At 54.2% G+C, this 18,358-nt stretch carries 21 protein-coding genes; 15 read left to right on the top strand and 6 right to left on the bottom strand.

Annotated elements, in window-relative coordinates:
- The first annotated feature begins 59 nt into the window (after positions 1-59).
- Positions 60-1,367 carry a DEAD/DEAH box helicase gene (locus tag C772_RS10760; protein ID WP_008299937.1) on the top strand — a complete coding sequence of 436 codons (1,308 nt, stop codon included), beginning with the start codon at positions 60-62 and terminating at the stop codon, positions 1,365-1,367.
- 1 nt (position 1,368) lies between these two features.
- Positions 1,369-2,256 carry a deoxyribonuclease IV gene (locus C772_RS10765; protein ID WP_008299938.1) on the top strand — a complete coding sequence of 296 codons (888 nt, stop codon included), beginning with the start codon at positions 1,369-1,371 and terminating at the stop codon, positions 2,254-2,256.
- A 63-nt stretch (positions 2,257-2,319) separates the two neighbouring features.
- Here C772_RS10765 and C772_RS10770 read toward each other — a convergent pair whose 3' ends face one another.
- Positions 2,320-2,556 carry a hypothetical protein gene (locus tag C772_RS10770; protein WP_008299939.1) on the bottom strand — a complete coding sequence of 79 codons (237 nt, stop codon included), beginning with the start codon at positions 2,554-2,556 and terminating at the stop codon, positions 2,320-2,322.
- A 100-nt stretch (positions 2,557-2,656) separates the two neighbouring features.
- Here C772_RS10770 and C772_RS10775 point away from each other — a divergent pair, with 100 nt between their 5' ends.
- From C772_RS10775 to C772_RS10785, 3 genes are read left to right on the top strand one after another with little or no spacing between them, the layout of a single operon-like run.
- Positions 2,657-3,427 (top strand): metal ABC transporter ATP-binding protein, encoded by a 771-nt coding sequence (locus C772_RS10775; protein WP_008299940.1) that lies wholly within the window; start codon positions 2,657-2,659, stop codon positions 3,425-3,427.
- Complete coding sequence (locus tag C772_RS10780) at positions 3,424-4,299, top strand: metal ABC transporter permease (protein ID WP_008299941.1); 876 nt, start codon at positions 3,424-3,426, stop codon at positions 4,297-4,299. Before C772_RS10775 ends, C772_RS10780 begins: the two co-directional genes overlap by 4 nt.
- The gene (locus C772_RS10785; protein ID WP_008299942.1) at positions 4,289-4,708 is read left to right on the top strand and encodes a Fur family transcriptional regulator; all 420 of its coding nucleotides are present in this window, start codon (positions 4,289-4,291) and stop codon (positions 4,706-4,708) included. The genes C772_RS10780 and C772_RS10785 overlap by 11 nt, the downstream gene beginning before the upstream one ends.
- A gap of 37 nt (positions 4,709-4,745) precedes the next feature.
- On the opposite strand, the gene C772_RS10790 is transcribed toward C772_RS10785, so the two are convergent.
- The 4 genes from C772_RS10790 to C772_RS10805 all read right to left on the bottom strand — a co-directional run bounded on the left by C772_RS10790 (position 4,746) and on the right by C772_RS10805 (position 7,371).
- Positions 4,746-5,327, bottom strand: coding sequence for a hypothetical protein (locus tag C772_RS10790; RefSeq protein ID WP_008299943.1), 582 nt, complete (start codon positions 5,325-5,327; stop codon positions 4,746-4,748).
- Entirely contained in the window at positions 5,324-6,451 is a 1,128-nt protein-coding gene (ispG, locus tag C772_RS10795) for a flavodoxin-dependent (E)-4-hydroxy-3-methylbut-2-enyl-diphosphate synthase (protein WP_008299944.1), read from the bottom strand. The genes C772_RS10790 and ispG overlap by 4 nt, the downstream gene beginning before the upstream one ends.
- Positions 6,452-6,556: 105 nt before the next feature.
- The gene (locus C772_RS10800; protein WP_008299945.1) at positions 6,557-6,889 is read right to left on the bottom strand and encodes a hypothetical protein; all 333 of its coding nucleotides are present in this window, start codon (positions 6,887-6,889) and stop codon (positions 6,557-6,559) included.
- 23 nt (positions 6,890-6,912) lie between these two features.
- Entirely contained in the window at positions 6,913-7,371 is a 459-nt protein-coding gene (locus tag C772_RS10805; RefSeq protein ID WP_008299946.1) for a DUF1189 family protein, read from the bottom strand.
- Positions 7,372-7,658: 287 nt separating this feature from the next.
- Here C772_RS10805 and C772_RS10810 point away from each other — a divergent pair, with 287 nt between their 5' ends.
- The 9 genes from C772_RS10810 to C772_RS10850 all read left to right on the top strand — a co-directional run bounded on the left by C772_RS10810 (position 7,659) and on the right by C772_RS10850 (position 17,250).
- Positions 7,659-9,290 (top strand): Na/Pi cotransporter family protein, encoded by a 1,632-nt coding sequence (locus tag C772_RS10810; RefSeq protein WP_035002199.1) that lies wholly within the window; start codon positions 7,659-7,661, stop codon positions 9,288-9,290.
- Between the two features lie 27 nt (positions 9,291-9,317).
- Positions 9,318-9,800 carry a DUF456 domain-containing protein gene (locus tag C772_RS10815; RefSeq protein ID WP_008299948.1) on the top strand — a complete coding sequence of 161 codons (483 nt, stop codon included), beginning with the start codon at positions 9,318-9,320 and terminating at the stop codon, positions 9,798-9,800.
- 111 nt (positions 9,801-9,911) lie between these two features.
- Positions 9,912-10,517: a superoxide dismutase gene (locus C772_RS10820; RefSeq protein WP_008299949.1), complete on the top strand. Its 606-nt coding sequence runs from the start codon at positions 9,912-9,914 to the stop codon at positions 10,515-10,517.
- 134 nt (positions 10,518-10,651) lie between these two features.
- Positions 10,652-12,859 carry a peptidoglycan D,D-transpeptidase FtsI family protein gene (locus C772_RS10825; RefSeq protein WP_008299950.1) on the top strand — a complete coding sequence of 736 codons (2,208 nt, stop codon included), beginning with the start codon at positions 10,652-10,654 and terminating at the stop codon, positions 12,857-12,859.
- A 184-nt stretch (positions 12,860-13,043) separates the two neighbouring features.
- A complete protein-coding gene (gene rpmG / locus C772_RS10830; RefSeq protein ID WP_008299952.1) occupies positions 13,044-13,193 on the top strand; it encodes a 50S ribosomal protein L33 in 150 nt (49 codons plus the stop codon).
- Positions 13,194-13,251: 58 nt separating this feature from the next.
- Complete coding sequence (locus C772_RS10835) at positions 13,252-13,842, top strand: 5-formyltetrahydrofolate cyclo-ligase (protein WP_008299953.1); 591 nt, start codon at positions 13,252-13,254, stop codon at positions 13,840-13,842.
- Positions 13,826-14,005, top strand: a complete 180-nt coding sequence (locus tag C772_RS10840) for a YqgQ family protein (RefSeq protein ID WP_008299954.1) — start codon at positions 13,826-13,828, stop codon at positions 14,003-14,005. The genes C772_RS10835 and C772_RS10840 overlap by 17 nt, the downstream gene beginning before the upstream one ends.
- A 187-nt stretch (positions 14,006-14,192) precedes the next feature.
- Positions 14,193-16,097: an LTA synthase family protein gene (locus C772_RS10845; protein ID WP_008299955.1), complete on the top strand. Its 1,905-nt coding sequence runs from the start codon at positions 14,193-14,195 to the stop codon at positions 16,095-16,097.
- A 73-nt stretch (positions 16,098-16,170) separates the two neighbouring features.
- On the top strand, positions 16,171-17,250 hold the full coding sequence (locus C772_RS10850) for a YqgU-like beta propeller domain-containing protein (protein ID WP_008299956.1): 1,080 nt from the start codon (positions 16,171-16,173) through the stop codon (positions 17,248-17,250).
- Positions 17,251-17,323: 73 nt separating this feature from the next.
- Here C772_RS10850 and C772_RS10855 read toward each other — a convergent pair whose 3' ends face one another.
- Positions 17,324-17,503: a DUF2759 domain-containing protein gene (locus C772_RS10855; RefSeq protein ID WP_008299957.1), complete on the bottom strand. Its 180-nt coding sequence runs from the start codon at positions 17,501-17,503 to the stop codon at positions 17,324-17,326.
- Positions 17,504-17,669: 166 nt separating this feature from the next.
- On the opposite strand from C772_RS10855, the gene C772_RS10860 reads away from it, so the two are divergent.
- Positions 17,670-18,308: an MBL fold metallo-hydrolase gene (locus C772_RS10860; protein WP_008299958.1), complete on the top strand. Its 639-nt coding sequence runs from the start codon at positions 17,670-17,672 to the stop codon at positions 18,306-18,308.
- Positions 18,309-18,358 lie beyond the last annotated feature (50 nt).

The following is an 18,358-nucleotide window of genomic DNA, read 5'->3' on the forward strand; positions in this document are numbered from 1 at the left end:
GATACGGGAGAATCCGGGCCGCCTGTGTTAAAATGAAGGACAGTTGAGGAGGAAAATGTATGCCGAAATTCACAGAAATGAAACTTCAGCCTTTTCTGCAGGATGCCATCCGCAGGATCGGGTTTGAAGCGCCGACCCCCGTGCAGGAAGCCGTCATCCCGCTGATGCTGGCCGGAAAAAGCGCCATCGGGCAGGCCCATACCGGGACGGGGAAGACGCACAGCTTCCTGATCCCGATCATAGAACGTACCAATCAGGCTGCTGATGCGGTGCAGGCTGTCATCGCCGCTCCGACAAGGGAACTGGCCGAGCAGATCCATTCGGAACTGCAGAAACTGACCGAAGGGACGGCCATCCGCTCGGGGCTTTTCATTGGCGGCACGGACAAGCAGCGCTCCATTGATAAGCTGAAAACCCAGCCGCATATCGCGGTGGGAACACCGGGAAGGCTGCGCGACCTCGTCCAGGAGGATGCGCTCCTGGCCCATACGGCGAAGATCCTCGTCATTGATGAAGCCGACCTTGCATTTGATATGGGTTACATCGAGGACATTGACCAGGTGGCCTCCCGAATGCCGAAGGACCTCGAGATGTATGTGTTCTCCGCGACCATTCCAGAGAAGCTCAAGCCATTCCTGAACAAGTATATGGAATCGCCTGAGCATATCCGGATCGGAGAGCGCCGTCCGGTTGCTGAAGGAATCGAATTTCCACTTGTCCCGGTAAGAAGTATGGACCGGAAAAAGAAATTGCTTCATGTCATGTCAGGGCTGAACCCCTACCTGGCGATTATTTTTACGAACACGCGCAAAGAAGCGGAAGAAGTTGGAGAATTCCTGTCCTCGAACGGTATCAAGACTGGCCGCATACACGGCGATCTGACACCCCGTGAGCGGCGGAAGATGATGAACCGGGTCCGCGACCTGGAATTCGAATACATCGTCGCGACCGATCTGGCTTCCCGCGGAATCGATATCCCGGGTGTCAGCCATGTCATCAACTACAACCTCCCCGAGGACCTTGAATTCTTTGTTCACCGTTCCGGACGGACGGCAAGGGCGGGCCTGCAGGGAACCGTCATCACGCTCTATGAGCCGTCTGATGAAGATGCGCTCGTGAGGATCGAAAAAATGGGTGTGCCGTTTATCCACCGTGATGTGAAAAATGGCGAATGGTCTGATCTGAAAGAGCGGCATTCGCGCTCCAACCGGCAAAAGACCGACCGGGAGCTGGATGAAAAAATCCGCCGCCAGGTCCGCAAGCCGACAAAGGTCAAGCCGGGCTATAAGAAAAAGATAGAAAAGCAAGTGGCCGACATCCGGCGCAAGGAAAAGCGCAAGGAGTTGCGGCAGGGAAGGAGAAAGTAACATGCTGATCGGTTCGCATGTATCCATGAGCGGCAAAAAGATGCTGCTGGGAGCCAGTGAGGAAGCCGCTTCATATGGCGCATCGACGTTTATGATCTATACAGGGGCTCCCCAGAACACAAGGCGCAAGCCGGTTGAAGAGCTGAATATCGCGGCCGGACGCCTTCATATGGAGGAAAACGGGCTCTCGGACATTGTTGTCCACGCCCCGTATATCATCAATATCGGGAATACGGTCAAACCTGAAACGTTCGAACTCGGCGTGAACTTCCTGCAAAGCGAGATTGAACGGACGGCGGCAATCGGTGCCGACCAGATTGTCCTGCATCCCGGTGCCCATGTCGGCGAGGGAACGGACAAGGGCATTGCGAAAATTATCGAGGGGCTGAATGAGGTCCTCCAGGTGGAAGCTCCGGTCAGAATTGCACTGGAAACAATGGCGGGCAAGGGGTCCGAATGCGGCTGCTCATTTGACGAACTTGCCAGGATCATCGACGGCGTGGAACGGAACGACCGTCTGACAGTCTGCTTCGACACCTGCCACGTCCATGATTCGGGATATGACATCGTCGGTAATCTCGATGAGGTGCTGACAGAGTTCGACAAGGTCATCGGCCTTGACCGGATTTCGGTGATCCACGTCAATGACAGCAAAAATGAACGCGGTGCCAGGAAGGACCGGCACGAGAATATCGGTTTCGGCCATATCGGATTTGAAGCTTTGGCCAGGATCGTCCATCTACCGGAATTCGGCGAACTGCCGAAAATCCTTGAAACCCCATGGGTCGGGCCGGACAAGGCCAGCCGGAAGGCCCCTTACAAGGACGAAATCGCGATGCTGCGTGAACAGTCGTTCAGCCGCGAACCGATTGAATCACTCATGGTCTAAAAAAATCAGGCTGCCCGAACGTCCATATGGACGTGACGGCAGCCTGTTTTTTGCTTTTCGGTTTCAGAGGTACTGTTCCATGATCCGCCGGGTCCGTTCAGTCCCGATGATGGCTTCCACCTTGCGGATAAATGAATCCGGCACACCGGTCCAGAGAAAGGAAAAGGATACTTCGTCGAGCAGCGGACGCAGTTTCCGGACCTCCTCCGAAGACAGCTCAACCCCATACTGGGCGGCAAGTTCCCTGAGCTCCCGGTCGGACATCCTTTTCAGATCCGTGATCATCCCATTCAGATTCATCCTGGGCCTCCATTCTCAAATCATTTACAATGCGGGCGAACTGTACTATACTTCATTGAGTAAATCGTAGTCATTCCGAATTGGAAAAGAGGACGGCAACATGACAGAACCATTGATAGAGCTCGAGGACGTGTCATACCGGTACGGGGACACGGCCGCACTTGAACATATTTTCCTCACCGTGGAAAAAGGAGAATTCTGGGCGGTCATCGGGCCGAACGGGTCGGGAAAATCGACCCTGATCAAACTCATCCTAGGCCTGATCAAGCCGCTGTCGGGGCAGATCCGCCTATTCGGCCGCGATGCATCTGATTTCCGGGAAAAAGAAAAGATCGGATACGTATCGCAGAAATCCAACGCATTTAATCGCGCATTCCCCGCAACGGTCAGGGAAGTTGTCCGCAGCGGACTGGTCAAGAAGACCGGTCTGTTCAGGCGCTATCCGGCAGATGCGGACGAAAAAGTGGACAATGCGCTCGCTGCGGTCGGGATGGAAGAGTTTGCGGACCGCAGCATCGGCGACCTGTCGGGGGGACAGCAGCAGCGGGTGTTCATCGCCCGGGCGCTCATCAGCAACCCGGAACTGCTTGTTCTGGACGAGCCGACCGTAGGCATTGACCGAAAGCACATGCAGTCGTTTTATAATATGCTGGGCCGCCTGAACCGTGAAAAGGGGATTGCCATTGTACTGGTCACGCACGATGTGGACACGGTATCGGAACTGGTGACGCATGTCGCCTGCGTGAACCGGTCGATCCACTTCCACGGCCCGCATGAAGAATACAGCCGGCAGGAAAGCAGGATCCGGAGCGAATGGTACGGGCATGCAGTCAGGCGTGTCCATCACGGCAGTCAGGCGGCGGACGCATGATTTCTGCCATATTCGATTATGAATTTCTTCAGAACGCCTTTGCCTCCGGCCTGATCATCGGTCTCATCGCACCGGCTCTGGGCCTGTTCATCGTGGTGAGAAGGCTGGCGCTGATTGCGGATGCTTTGAGCCATGTCGCGCTTGCCGGAATTGCGGGCAGCCTTTTCCTGAGCCAGAATGTCACCGCGCTTGCCGCGCTGAATCCGCTTTATCTCGGAATCGGCTCCTCCGTTGCCGGATCGCTTCTGATCGACCGGCTGAGGGAATTGTATAAAAGCTATGAGGAACTGGCCATCCCGATCATCATGTCGGGCGGTATCGCACTCGGCGCCATTTTCATCTCCCTGGCACAGGGGTTCAGCACCGACCTGGTCGGTTATCTGTTCGGGTCGGTTTCTGCTGTGGGCCGGGAGGATCTGTACACGATCATGGCGGTTGCGGTGATTACGATCCTGTTTATCGTGCTGACTTACAAGGAACTTTTCTCGATGTCTTTCGATCCCGAATATTCCAGGGCGCAGGGCATTTCATCAAGGGCGCTGAACATTTGGTTCATGATCGTGACGGCGCTTGTAGTGGCAGGTTCCATGAGAATTGTCGGCATCCTGCTCGTTTCTTCCCTGATGACGATCCCGGTTGCGGCCGCGATGCAGATTGCCAAAGGCTTCCGCCAGGCCATGCTGTATGCCGCCATCTTCGGTGAACTTTCGGTGCTCGGGGGACTGGTCGCCGCCTTTTACATGAATCTTGCTCCCGGCGGTACCATTGTCGTGATCTCAATTTTGATTCTGCTGCTGGTGCTTGCAGGCAAGAAGGCCGTCGCGGCCCGGAGTGCAGCACGGAACGGGGAGGTGGGAACCGGTGAACTTTGATATTGCGATGGAAAGGCTGAAGTCCGAAGGGTTCAAGCGGACGCCGAGCAGAGAGGCGATCCTCAGGCTCCTTGAAAGGGAGGACCGGTATCTGTCTGCCGGCGATGTCAGGAAGGCATTGGCCGATGAACATCCGAAAATGAGCCAGGATACGGTCTACCGCAATCTGTCGTCTTTTTCGGAAATGAAGATTCTCGAAGAAACCGAACTGGGCGGGGAACGGAAATTCCGCATGCACTGTGACCGGCATGGACATCACCATCATTTTATCTGCATGGAATGCGGGAGAACCGAGGAGCTGGATGTCTGTCCGATGGAGCAGGTGTCACGGGCGCTTCCGTCATTTGTCATTGATGACCACAAATTCGAAGTCTACGGCCAGTGTCCGGACTGCCGAACGGCAGGCTGATTCCTTAAAATGAAAAAAGCGTGAGGATGAGAAATCCTCACGCTTTTTCTGTCCCGAATTCTTTCCGGATCCAGTTGTCGGCCTCACGCCAGTCCCGTACCCGGACGACTCCGGGCGGTGCAGGGAGGCGGTTGTACGGGGCATCGAACAGCAAAACGGGAATGCCGACTTCTTCATGGATATCGACGGCATTGTCATGCTTGTCTTCAAAAAAGATTTCGATCTCATGCTTTTTGGCCGCTTCGATTTTCCGGTGGCTTCCGGTCAGTTCGATATGGCGGTAGGGAATGCCATGCTCCTTGAACCAGCTGAATGTGACATCCCTGACCTCAAGGCCGCGGGCCGAAATATAGTAAAGCTCGTGCAGGCGATTCCATTTGTTGAGAATCTCCTTGGCATAGTCATGGGCAGGGGAGGTCCGGTAGATTTCCGGTTCCGCTTCCTTGAACCAGGCGGCGAACTCGTTCGGATCCAGCATCGGGAACGAAGCGGTCAGGCTATAGTCGGTGATGTCGTCCAGCTTGAACTCGCTGCCGAACCGCCTGTTGATGTGCGGCAGGAGGGAAGCAGGACTGGTCACCGTTCCGTCAATGTCGATCCCGAGGCGGAGCGGTGTCACTCTGCGCTTTCTCCCTGGAGCGCCAGTTCTTCTTCGCGGCGCTTGTTCTCGAAGTATTCTTCGGCCAGTTTGTCGATTTCTTTCTTGAGTTCGTCGACCATCGTTTCCTCCGGCACCTTCCGGACGGTTTCACCTTTCATGAAGAGGAGCCCCTCGCCGCGCGCTCCGGCGATGCCGATGTCCGCCTCGCGGGCCTCACCCGGTCCGTTGACCGCGCAGCCGAGAACGGCAACCTTGATCGGCGCCTTGATGTGGGAAATGTATTCTTCAACTTCGTTCGCGATTGAGATCAGGTCGATTTCAATGCGGCCGCAAGTCGGGCAGGAAATGAGTGTCGCGGCGTTGGATGAAAGTCCGAAGACCTTCAGCAGTTCACGCGCCACCTTGATTTCTTCGACAGGATCCGCGCTGAGAGAGACACGGAGCGTGTTCCCGATGCCCATGCTGAGCAGGGTGCCGAGACCGGCAGCGCTCTTGATCGAGCCGGCAAATTGCGTGCCGGACTCGGTGATGCCGAGATGGAGCGGATAGTCGAACGCTTCGGAGGCTTTGCGGTAGGCTTCAATAGCCAGCTGAACATCCGATGCCTTCAGTGACACGATGATGTCATGGAAGTCGAGGTCCTCCAGGATCTTGATGTGGTGCAGGGCACTTTCAACCATTCCTTCTGCTGTCGGGTAGCCGTACTTCTGAAGGATGTGGCGCTCGAGTGAACCGGCGTTGACGCCGATACGGATCGGGATGCTTTTCTCCTTCGCAGCTTTGACGACTTCCTCGACACGCTCGCGCTTGCCGATGTTGCCGGGGTTAATGCGGATTTTGTCCGCTCCCTGTTCGATGGCGATCAGCGCAAGACGGTAGTCGAAATGGATGTCGACAACAAGCGGGATGTCGATCTGCTTTTTGATTTCCCCGATGGCGTAAGCTGCCCGCTCGTCAGGACATGCCACACGGACAACCTGGCAGCCCGCTTCCGTCAGTTTCTTGATCTGGGCGACAGTCGCCTCCACATCATGCGTCTTTGTCGTGGTCATACTCTGTATGAAGAGTTCATTGCTGCCGCCGATCGTCAGATTTCCGACTCGGACCGGACGGGTCTTTGAACGGTGTGTAATTTCACCCATGGTTTATTCTCTCCTTTTCAGGCCGGTGCCTTCACTTGGATTATTCTATCAATGCATACCGGCTTAGACAAGTAATCCGGATGCAAACGGACGGGATTTGCGGGATCAGCCGCATGAATTTCCGGCGGCGGGCGACAAGGGCAAAAAGACCGTCTCGCCTGCAGCCGGCTGCTGGTTTTTCAGGTGGGGATTCAGTTTATAAAATTCACTCAGTCGGGTGAGAAGGTCCATGCTATCCGGATAAAGCGCAAATAATGAACGGACTGTATCGCCTTCGACGACAGTCACGGGGATCACATCAGGTTCTGCAGTTTCCGTGCAGCCGCTGCCGGTTTCTTCCGAATAGAAGGCGGCTTTCGGAATCGTCCCTTCCTGCAGATCGGTTCTGATGAAATAGGAGATGATCAGGATCACGATGGCGGCAAGGAAAATCCGCATGGGAAAACCCCCTTTTCCACATTCTATGAACGGGCCGGGGGTTTATGCGCTCCAGGTCTCTTAATCGGTGCGTTTTTGGGATAATAGCCGGCTGCCAGCCAGATATAAACGAATGCCGCGGCCCAGGACAGGGCTGTTGCGAACGGAATGTTGCCGCCAAAAAGGTCATCGGCCAGCAGCAGCAGCGTCGGCACGGTAAGGGCGACGGCCGATGTCCGCCAGAGATGCCGGTACTCGCCGCGCCGTCCCCGAATCTTGATGATGGCCATGCCCGCCAGCGCCGCGATGCTCGCCTTAATGTAGAAATAAAAAGTGGAAATCAGAAATTGCAGAACAAAGGCAGCCGGATACAGGAGAGGCCCGATGCCCTTCAGATCTTCTGCCGGAATTTCTGTCTCCGCCAGGATATCCCGGGAAGATAACGAGAAATTGATGAACGACAGGACGGCCGTGAGAAACACGAAGACGAAGATGTACTTCACGACCTTGCCGAAAGGCAGCAGCCTGTAGGCGGCCAGTTTCTTTGGCTCATGAAAAGCCGAAAGGAAGAGTTGCCGGAACTTCAGATTCAGATCGATCGCCTCCCTAACCTGTTTAGTTTATCATGCATTAGGGTACTTCTGAGGGAAGAAAACGACAGTTCTATGACGCAGGAGTTCCCCGATTGTTAACGTATTGTAAATTCTTTTAAGCACCTCTTTACAATCAGCGGGTCGACTCCACATAATGGACAGGCATCAATTTTTGTCGAATGGGGTTGAATGAACTCGTGGAAATCAACTGGACAGAAATGATATTCCAGTTTATCGGCGGATTGGGGATTTTCCTGTTTGCCATCAACTTTATGGGGAATGCCCTCCAGAAAGCGGCGGGTGACCGGCTAAGGGACATCCTGGACCGGTTCACCACCAACCCGTTCATGGGCGTTCTCGTCGGGATTGTCGTTACGGTCCTGATCCAGTCCAGCTCCGGTACAACAGTCATCGTTGTCGGACTCGTCAGTGCGGGCTTCATGAAACTGCGCCAGGCAATCGGCGTCATCATGGGAGCCAATATCGGGACTACTGTCACGGCCTTCATTATAGGGATTGATGTCGGGGCCTATGCACTTCCAATCATGGGCCTGGGCGCATTCCTGCTGTTCTTCTTTAAAAAGGACAAGATCAAGAACCTCGGGGAAGTCGTATTCGGCTTCGGCGGCCTTTTCCTCGGCCTTGAACTTATGAGCGGCGGCATGAAGCCGCTTCGTGAGCTACCGGCATTTATCGACCTTACCCTCTCCATGAGCGAAAACTCTCTGCTGGGTGTCGTCGTCGGTACAGTATTCACACTGATCGTTCAGAGTTCGAGTGCGACTGTCGGGATTCTGCAGGGCCTGTATGCCGAGCAGCTTGTCGACCTGAGAGCAGCATTGCCGATCCTGTTCGGTGATAATATCGGTACGACCATCACGGCGGTCCTGGCATCTCTGGGTGCATCCGTTGCGGCGCGCCGTGCGGCAGCGACACACGTCCTGTTCAACGTGGTCGGAACGATCGTGTTCCTGATTTTACTTGCTCCATTTACTGCCTATGTCAGCTGGCTGTCGTCCACTCTCGGACTCGAGCCGAAAATGCAGATTGCCTTTGCCCACGGTTCCTTTAACGTGGCCAATACGATCATCCAGTTCCCGCTGATCGGTGCATGGGCCTACGTGGTGACAAAGCTGATTCCGGGCGAGGATGTTTCGATCGAGTTCAAGCCGAAACATCTGGATCCGTCCTTTATCACTCAGTCGCCGTCCATCGCAATCGGACAGGCGAAGGAAGAGATCCTCCGCATGGGTGAATACGCTGTCCGCGGACTGAATGAAACGTACACGTATCTGAAGACAAGCGAGAAAAAGCATTCCGAAACGGCGTACCAGCTGGAGGATGCAATCAACAACCTTGACCGTGGCATCACTGATTATCTCGTGAAAGTCTCCGCAGAGCCGATCAGCGCCATTGAATCCGAGCGTCACGTGATTCTGATGGAGACGGTCCGTGATATCGAACGGATCGGCGACCACTTTGAGAACATCATCGAGCTGATTGACTACCGCGAGGCAAACCGTGTGGTGCTTACAGAAGGCGCGATGGAAGACCTGGATGAGATGTTTACCCTGACTATTGAGACGGTCGGACGCTCACTTGAAGCGCTGAATCATCATGATTCCGAAATTGCGCGCGAAGTCGCGGAAAAGGAAGACCTCATCGACAAGATGGAGCGGAAGTTCCGCAAAAAACATATCCAGCGCCTGAATGACGGCCAATGTTCGGCCCAGGCGGGTATCGTGTTCGTTGATATCGTGAGCAACCTGGAACGGATCGGCGACCACGCCGTCAATATTGCGGAATCCATTCTGGGACGCAACGTATAATGGGTAAGAGAGAAGGGGGAGAACCGAATGGCCATCATTGCCTGGACGCTGATTATCCTGAGTTTCATCATCGCGTTCGTCGGACTGGTCTATCCGGTAATCCCCGCTTCTCTTTTTGTTTTCCTGGGATTCGTCCTGTACGGCCTGTTTTACTCGTTCGCCGAACTGCCCTGGTGGTTCTGGCTCGCTGAACTCCTGTTTGTCATCCTGCTGTTTGGTGCCGATTTCCTGGCCAATGCGGTGGGCGTGAAGAAATATGGCGGCACCAAAGCCGGAATGTGGGGAAGCACGATTGGAATCCTTGTCGGGCCGTTTGTCATCCCGGTATTCGGCATACTCGCGGGACCATTTATCGGTGCGGTCCTGGGGGAACTGCTGGTCAACCGGAAAGGGCTCAGGCAGGCCCTGAGAAGCGGGCTCGGTTCGCTGATCGGCTTCCTCACGTCAGTAGGCGTGAAGGGCGCCATCCAGATTATCATGATTTTGCTGTTTGTCATCGTAGTGTCCTGACAAACACTTACCGGCACCGCCTCATCTGGCGGTGCTTTTTGTTTGAAGCTGTGCAACAAGTTTGATAATGTGAAGAATGTAGTCAACCATTTGAACCGGGAGGAATGTGAAATGGCTTTTAAATTGCCAGAACTTCCATACGCGTATGACGCGTTGGAGCCAAGCATCGACAAAGAAACAATGGAGATCCACCATACGAAACACCACAACACGTATGTAACAAACCTCAACGCTGCAGTTGAAGGAACGGATCTCGCTGAAAAATCGATCGAAGACGTTCTCCGCAACTTCGATTCCGTACCGGAAGACAAGAAAACCGCAGTCCGCAACAATGGCGGCGGACATGCAAACCACTCGCTCTTCTGGCAGATTCTTTCGCCAAACGGCGGCGGACAGCCATCCGGAGCGCTTGCTGAAGCGATCGACAAAAAGTTCGGCAGCTTCGACAAGTTCAAGGAAGAATTTGAAACAGCGGCAAAGGGCCGTTTCGGTTCCGGCTGGGCTTGGCTCGTTGTGAACAACGGTGAAGTCGAAGTCACATCCACTGCAAACCAGGACTCTCCTCTTATGGAAGGCAAGACGCCTGTACTCGGACTTGATGTCTGGGAGCACGCGTACTACCTGAAGTATCAGAACCGCCGTCCGGAATATGCATCGGCATTCTGGAACGTTGTAAACTGGGAAGAAGTTTCCAAGCGTTACGAAGAAGCGAAGTAATCCGAACGCTCAGCCAAAAATTCCGGCTATGCCGGAAACCCCGCACACACCACGGGCGTCCCGTTGGTGTGTGCTTTTTTTGTTGTTTTGCGGTACAATTTTCATAGAAATTTGCAGGGAAAGGGGGAAGCCGCGTGAACCGCCGCAGGCGATCCTCTAAGCAGGAAACACCCAGACAGAAACTTCGCAAGAACACGGCCTTCAGGATGAATGTCCTGTTCTTCACCATCTTCCTCTTATTTTCGGCGCTGGTACTCCGGCTGGGCTATCTCCAGATCGTTAAAGGCGAAGACTATAAGCGGGTGATCGAGCGTACAGAAGAGATCTCCGTAAATACGAGCGTCCCCCGCGGCAGGATCTATGACCGCAATGGGGAGATTCTGGTAGGGAACGATCCGAAGCGCGCGATCACCTATACGAAAAAGCAGTCCACCAAAACGGATGAAATGCTTGAGGTCGCACGCGGTCTTGCCGCACTGATCGAGAAGGATGCGGAAGATGTCACCATGCGTGATAAGAAGGACTTCTGGATCCTCCTAAATAAGGACGAGGCTTACGACCGAGTATCCGACAAAGAAAAGCAGGCGATCAATTCGGATGAAACGAAAACCAAAACCGAACGCCAGCGGGAGCTGGACAGCCTGGTGCGCGACAAGATCACGGAAGAAGACCTGAATGCAATGACCGCAGAAGAGCTTGAAGTTCTTGCCATCTACAGGGAAATGTCGTCAGGCTATAATTACTCGCCGCAGATCATCAAAAGCGGTGATGTGACACCGGAAGAGTATGCGCGGGTATCCGAACGGCTCCATGAGCTTCCGGGCGTCAATACGACGACGGACTGGGAGCGTGTGAAGAACTCCGACCTGGCGATCCTTGGACAGACGACCACTCCAAAAATGGGTCTTCCCTCGGATAAGCTGGACTACTTCCTGGCCAGGGGCTATTCAAGAAATGACCGGGTGGGCAGGAGCTTCATTGAGGAGCAGTATGAGTCTGTCCTCCAGGGACAAAAGACGATCGCGAAAAACATCACCGACAAGGCGGGCAATGTCCTCGAGACCGTTCCCGTCCAAGAAGGGCAGCCGGGCAAGGACCTGGTGCTGACCATCGACAATGAGCTCCAGAGAAAGGCGGAGGAAGTTGTTTCCCGCCACGTTCTTTCCATTAAAAACGGAAGGAACGCCCAGATGTTCGACCGGATCTTCTTCGTCATGTTGGACCCGAACAACGGTGAAATTCTTTCCATGGTCGGCAAACAGGCATATTTTGACGAAGAATCAGGCGCGTATAAGGTCCGTGACCGCACGTTCGGCACTTACCAGGACGCATACGAGGCCGGATCGACTGTCAAGATGGCAACCATCCTGGCGGGCTACCAGCACGGAGCGGTAAACGTCGGACAGACGATGATCGATGCCCCGATGTATTTCAGGGGGACGAACCCGAAACGGTCGCTGTTTAACTGGTACAGCAGCATCCCCGTCAATGACATCACCGCCATCACCCGATCGTCCAACGTTTATATGTGGAAGATTGCCATTGCTCTCGGAGGCGGAACATATGTCCGAAACGGCCCGCTCGCAATCGATTCCCAGGCGATCGACCGTTTCCGCCATTCATTCTCCTCATTCGGCCTCGGTGTGGAGACCGGAATCGATCTGCCGGACGAAGCGGCCGGGCAGCATCCATCCAATCCGACCTCAAGCAACGTTCTCGACTTTGCCATCGGACAGTTCGATACCTATACGACGATGCAGCTGGCCCAATACGTCGCAACGATTGCAAACGGCGGATACCGTGTGGCACCGCGTGTCGTCAAGGAAATCCGAGAACCGTCTCCGGACGGCAAGACGCTCGGTCCGATCGCAACCGAGATGCCGGTTAAATACCTGAACCGCATCAGCAACTCTGACAGCCAGATCGAGCGGATGAAGCAGGCGATGTATACGGTCTACTACAACCCGCGCGGAACCGCGTACTCCACTTTCAAAGATACGGAAGGCTACAAGGCGGCAGGCAAGACGGGAACGGCCGAGCGTAATTACTATGAAGCGGACCGGAACGATCCCTGGTTCGGCAAGCCGACCGTCAACGTCTCGCACGTCGGGTTCGCGCCTTACGAGGACCCGGAGATCGCCTATGCGGTCCTTGCTCCCAACGTTTCGTCAAACACCGGCATCATTCCGCACCCGAACAACGAAATTGCGCGCGAAATGACCGATTTCTACTTTGAACTCAAACAGCAGCGGATCGAAAACGGACAGGCTGGGGCCAATACGGAGGGCACATTAAAGGAGTCCTCTGACGGAACCGTCATCCGGGAGGGCGAAGAGGAATGACCCAGAGGCCGGGCTGCCGTAAAGGTGCCCGGCCCTTGCCTCCGGCACTGAAAAAAAGTGCCGTAAACCGCAGATTCTTTAGTGGACATCGTCACGGCTTGTGCTATAATGGAACAGTCGTATAAATCATGCTCACTTTACATGCTCAAACATTTCTATCCTGTATGAGTGGGAGGGGAACCGAATGCGCGTTAATGTAACTCTTGCTTGCACTGAATGCGGCGAGCGCAACTATATCACGACTAAAAACAAGCGGACCAATCCGGAACGCATTGAAATGAAAAAGTATTGCTCACGTGATAACAAACAGACTCTGCACCGCGAAACGAAGTAAGCGGATCCTGCCAAAACCGGTACCGGTTTTGGTTTTTTCATTGAAGGGGGTTTCTGTGATGGATAAAAAGGCGATCCGAAAGAACATACTCGATGCATTGGGTTCGATGGAGCCTGAAGCTTATGCTGCCCGGAGCCTGGAGGCCATCCAGCGGCTCAGGACCGACTCCAGGTATAAAGAAGCCGGCACGATCGGTGTCACCATCTCAAGATTTCCGGAACTCGATACCAGGCCGCTGGTCGAAGCTGCCTGGGAAGACGGGAAGCGGGTGGCTGCGCCGAAATGCTCACCGTCCGACTGGAGCATGCAGTTCCGCTACATCCGCTCCTATGAAGAGCTGGAAACCGTCTACATGGACCTTTTGGAACCTGCTGAAGACAGGACTTCTCCCGCAGGAAAAGAGGAAATCGATCTTCTGATTGTTCCGGGTGTTGCTTATTCGGAGTCCGGCTACCGCGTCGGATTCGGGGGCGGCTACTATGACCGCTATCTGACGCAGTTCGCCGGGGACAGGGTCTCCCTTGCGTTCGAGGAGCAGCTTTGCGGGGAAGTGCCGGTTGAACCCCATGATATCCCTGTGGACAGTATCTTCACGGAACGCCGCATGATCGACTGCAGGGGAGGGGCGGAGGATGGAAACCGTCTATGACGTGATGCAGCTGTTGAAGCGTTTCGGGACGTTCGTCTATACCGGAGACCGGAATGCAGATCTCATCCTTCTGGAGATGGAGGTCCGTCAGTTGCACGACAACGGCCTGATCACACAGAGGGAATTCACGGAATCCCTGCTGATCCTGAGAAGAGGAAAATAATCCCGGTTCCGATATTCGGGTCTATGGAAGTATTAAGAATTTATGAACTTCGGTTTACAATGAAACCATATGACGTTTACATCCGTCATAAATAGGGTACTCGGATTTGAGCAGTCATGAGTTTGTCTTCATACCATTCAATTATCCTGCCAAACCGGGAATCCGACCAGAAAGGGGTTAGCCAGACGTGGCAAATACGAAAAGGCCAAAACTCCTGCTGCTGCTCGCAATTGCAGTAGTAGCATCATGGCTCAAAACATATATCACTTACAAAACCAGCTTCAATATGGCAATCGACAACGTGATGCAGGAATTTATCCTGTTCATCAATCCGCTCTGCTTCCTGCTCTTCATCTATGGTTTCTCCATGTACATGAAGACATGGAAAGGAACCGTGAGATATCTGCTGATTTCGAGCACGATCATGACGATCGTTCTGTATGCGAACGTCGTGTTCTACAGATTCTACAGCGATTTCATCACGCTTCCGGTCCTGTTCCAGACAAATAACTTCGGAGACCTCGGATCTTCCGTTCTCTCGAGCCTGAGGATCCATGACCCGCTTTACTTTGCGGATATACTGATCATCTGGTTTGCGGCGAAAAAGCTCGGCGAACCTGCAGTCAAGGCGGCGGTCCGCCCGATGTTCCGCAGACTGTACTTCGTGGGCACCGCGGCACTGCTTGTCCTGAACCTCGGTCTCGCCGAGACGGAGCGGCCGCAGCTTCTTACCCGAAGCTTTGACCGGGAACTGCTCGTGAAGAACCTGGGGATGTACAACTACCATCTCTATGACATCTACATCCAGACAAAATCCCATGCACAGCGTGCGCTGGCCGACGGCACCGAGCTGACTGAGATCGAGAACTACACATCCGCCAACCATGCCGAACCGGACCCTGAGATGTTCGGTGTGGCAGAAGGCCGAAATGTCATTGCGATCTCGATGGAGTCACTCCAGACCTTCGTGATCAACAACGACATGAATGGCCATGAGGTCACGCCGTTCCTGAACAGCCTGACAAAAGACAAGGATACTTTCTACTTCCCGAACTTCTACCATCAGACCGGTCTCGGGAAGACATCCGACTCCGAGTTCATCGTAGAGAACTCGCTTTATCCGCTGAGCGGCGGGGCGGTGTTCTTCACTCATGGCGGTAACACGTATAACTCGATGGCTGAGAAGCTCGGGGACAACGGTTACTACACCAACGTCATGCACCCAAACGGAAAAAGCTTCTGGAACCGGGACATGATGTATCAGGCGCTTAATATCGACCACTTCTACGACATTGAGAGCTACACGGTCGGTGAAGGAGAGGCAGTAAACTGGGGAATGAAAGACATTCCGTTCTTTGAACAGTCTGCGGATATAATGGCAGAGATGCCGCAGCCGTTTTATTCCCGGATGATCACGCTCACGAACCATTATCCGTTCACGCTTGATGAAGAGGACAAGTTGATTCCGGAATATGATTCAAATTCGAGAACACTGAACCGTTATTTCCAGGCGGTCCGCTATATGGATGAAGCTCTGAAAAGCTTGTTCGAGGACCTGAAGGAAAAAGGGCTCTACGACAATTCCATCATTGTCATGTACGGAGACCACTATGGCATCTCCGAAAACCACAACAAGGCGATGAGCAAGTACCTCGGTGAAGAGGTTACGCCGCTTGTATCCGCCGAACTCCAGAAGGTGCCGATGTTCATCCACATCCCGGGCTACGGCCAAGGGGAAACCGTGGAAACACTCGCGGGACAGATTGACCTCCGCCCGACACTGCTGCACCTCATGGGGATCGATACGAAGGAAGACCTGCAGTTCGGCACGGATATCTTCTCGCCGGAGCACGATGAATTCGTCATCTTCCGTGACGGCCGTTTCATCACTCCGGAAAACATCTATGCCGGAGAAATGTGCTATGACCTTTCCACAAGGGAAGCCGGAGACCCGGCTGCCTGCGAGGAGGGCATGCAAAAAGTCCAGCAGGAGCTGAAGTATTCGGATATGATCATCAACGGTGACTTGCTGAGATTTTATAGGAATCAGCCGGTTTCGGGGCAGGAAACAGAACTGCGCGAAGCCGATTGACCGGAAGCCTGTGCGGAACAAAAGCCGCACAGGCTTTTTTACATCACGACAAGATATAGGGGGGCTAGGGGAGATGATGAGGACCTGGAAGGTTGCGGCTGTTCTCGCCATCATCTTGGCGGCAGCCGGTTGTGCACCTGAGGAAGACGCACGGCCCGCACAGGATGAAACGGCTGATGGAACAGAAGATCCTGCAGAGGTTCCCCGCATCAGTTCTGATATCGGGGAGGATCCGCAAGTCATGGGCTTTGACGCGCGAGGCAGGATCCTGGCCATCTCTTCCGGAGAAACGGGAGGTTCCGTCCTGTACGCGGTCGATCCGGACAAAGGCACAGCCGAAGAAATTGTCCGTACGGAGCTCATGATCACCGAAGCGGAAAGCCATCCGTCCGGCCGGCTGTTGCTCAGGCTTGATGCCGGTGAGGGAGAGGCCCATCTGAGGCTGGTCGGTGAAGGTACTGCCAAGGAAGACTTGATCGTTGAATCCCACGATATCGCCTGGTCCTGGAACCCTGATGACTGGACGGAGCTGTATGTGACGGCCTTTGATGAGAACTGGGCCTTTGATGTATTTCTTGCCGATGCATCATCAGGTGCACTGGAGGCAGTGGAGAATGCCGGGCCATTCCCGGTGTGGACCGAGGCAGGTGAAGTGATCGAGATTATCGATGACGGCGACCTTGCGGATGGAGGGACACTCGTGGATGGAAGCGGAACCGTGATGGCGGAGAATGTGCTGGAATTCTCCACGGACGGCAAGATGTTCGCCATAGCAAAAGCCGCAGGCGACGGCAGCATCGACTACATGGTCGGCAACGGTAAAGCCGAATGGCTGCCGGTCTTGAGTATTCCGGCAGGGAATCAGTGGATCGGGCTTCTCCCCGCCGAAATTGAACCGGCCGGACCCGGAAGGTTTGCGACTCTGCTGCCGGCGGAGCTGGATGCCATGGAGGGGGTTACGGCTTGGCAGCCGGCAGTGATTTCAACCCGGGGCATCCGGAAATCATCGGTGCTTGTCGATTCTCCTGTCATGACCTGCTCTCCCGAGACTTCTGTCTGCCTGTCGGGCTCGATGGGTGAGATGCTATTCGATACAGCCGAAGGCACGGTTGTCAATTGGATTGAACAACTAAAAGGCGATTCCGGAAATTGACCGGAATCGCCTTTTTTCGTCATAGGGTTAACCAAGCGAAAGGGCCGGCGTATATGCCGGCCCTTTTTGGGAATCAGTGTAGTGTTGGCGGGTAGCCCTGGAATACGATCGTCAGGACGACAAAGGCCCCGAAAACGACAAATGCAGCCAGATTAAAAAGGATGCTCAGGATATTCCGTTCCTTAAATGCCTGGACTGTTCCGATTGCCGCAAAAATCGCGATCAACCCGAAAATAACCATCAATAAGTTCATCGGTGACACTCCTTCTGACAATGAGTCCGATAATGATACAGATCACGTATAAACTCCTCTTCTATTGTAAAGAAAGCCCCCACATTTGTCGAGCGTTATTCGTGTCGAATATTTGAACACCACGTGTCAGGCCTCATGCTATAATGGGCACGGGGTGATTCGACAAATGATCAAATTCCACAGTTATCCGCTCGGCCCGCTCCAGACGAATTGCTATATTGCGGAGGCGGACTCCGGAGAATGCCTGATCTTCGATCCCGGAGAGGAAGCCGGGAAGCTTATCAGTGAAATCGGGAAACTTCAATTGCGTCCCGCCGCAATTTACCTGACCCATGCCCACTTCGACCATATCGGCGCTGTGGAGGCGATCCGGACCCGCTACGGCATTCCGGTCCATCTCCATCAGGAAGAGCAGGATTGGCTCGGAGACCCGATGCTGAACGGTTCCGGACGATACGCGGATCTCCCGGATATCCGGACAGCGGCACCGGACTCGCTGATCCAAGGGGACGGAGAACGGACAGAAGGTCCCTTCAGGCTCAGAACATTGCATGTTCCCGGCCATTCTCCCGGCAGCGTCGCCTTTTATTTTGAAAGAGAAGGGACGCTGGTCGGAGGGGATGCACTGTTCCGCATGAGCATCGGCAGGACAGACCTGCCGGGCGGCGATCACGAAACGCTGCTGAACTCAATCCGGGAAAAGCTGCTTGCATTGCCCGACAACACCACTGTGCTGCCGGGACATATGGGACCGACCACGATCGGTGATGAAAAGCGGATGAATCCGTTTCTTGCCGAAATGTGACGAACATAAAAAAACAGCCATGGCGACTGTTTTTTTTATGTACTGTTTTT

Source organism: Bhargavaea cecembensis DSE10, assembly GCF_000348905.1.
In the GTDB taxonomy this organism is placed as follows: Bacteria; Bacillota; Bacilli; order Bacillales_A; family Planococcaceae; genus Bhargavaea; species Bhargavaea cecembensis.